The 776-nt window shown below is 28.1% G+C and carries 2 protein-coding genes; both read right to left on the reverse strand.

Annotation, left to right across the window (positions count from 1 at the left end):
* Positions 1-56 precede the first annotated feature (56 nt).
* Complete coding sequence (locus tag H8911_RS12215; RefSeq protein WP_186999846.1) at positions 57-329, reverse strand: DUF2500 domain-containing protein; 273 nt, start codon at positions 327-329, stop codon at positions 57-59.
* Between the two features lie 93 nt (positions 330-422).
* A complete protein-coding gene (locus tag H8911_RS12220; RefSeq protein ID WP_222621041.1) occupies positions 423-734 on the reverse strand; it encodes a hypothetical protein in 312 nt (103 codons plus the stop codon).
* Positions 735-776: the final 42 nt, after the last annotated feature.

Below are 776 nucleotides of genomic sequence, written 5' to 3' on the forward strand. Positions count from 1 at the left end.
ACATTAAAAAATCAATTAAATGTTAAACGTCAATCATAAAATAATGTAAAGTTATACTATACACTAAATTCCTTTATCCAATCACCGAAAGATAACAATTGATATCCCTGAAAAACTAAAGTACCTTCCATACCAACGTCTACAACATTATATTCAAATATACTAACTTCAAAAGTTTTCATTCCCTCTTCAGTCATAAAAATCAATTCATAAAAAGCTTCTGGACTTGGCACTTTTCCAGGAATAGCAAAATACTCATCCTCTTTTTTTTCAATTAATTTTGCAGATATCGATTCTTTTCTATATTTATTTCTTGTATATCTTAGCATATTCATTCCTCAAAATATGTATAAATTAGTTAATTAAACAAAGTAATCTACACATACTTTTTCCTTTCTGGTTTAAAATTTATCGGATTTTTATTAATTCACTATCAATAGCTCATATGTATTTGTAAAAGTAAATAATTGATAATGTACCTTTACAGTTACTGGTTGAACCTCATTAACAATATCCTGATCATATATATACTCATGAGTCACCTTGTTACCATCTATATTCTCAGTATGATAAAACTCAATAGGTGTTTCCTCTAACTTTGTTCCAACCTTGATATTCACCGGCTCGTTGAATGAATGGAAGATTATATTACTTTCCACGTGTTTTCTATAGATTGCAATTGATAGGATCAAAGCCAGTAATATACAACCAATAATCATTACTTTCTTTTTCATAGGATTACCCACATAAAAGCGTTATAAGACTATGTAGAACAA

Origin of the sequence: Holdemanella hominis (assembly GCF_014306155.1) — a bacterium.
In the GTDB taxonomy this organism is placed as follows: Bacteria; Bacillota_I; Bacilli_A; order Erysipelotrichales; family Erysipelotrichaceae; genus Holdemanella; species Holdemanella hominis.

What these genes read in the sequence shown, in the direction of transcription:
- H8911_RS12215 (WP_186999846.1), bottom strand. Translation starts at nt 329, where the DNA reads ATGCTAAGATATACAAGAAATAAATATAGAAAAGAATCGATATCTGCA.
- H8911_RS12220 (WP_222621041.1), bottom strand. Translation starts at nt 734, where the DNA reads ATGAAAAAGAAAGTAATGATTATTGGTTGTATATTACTGGCTTTGATC.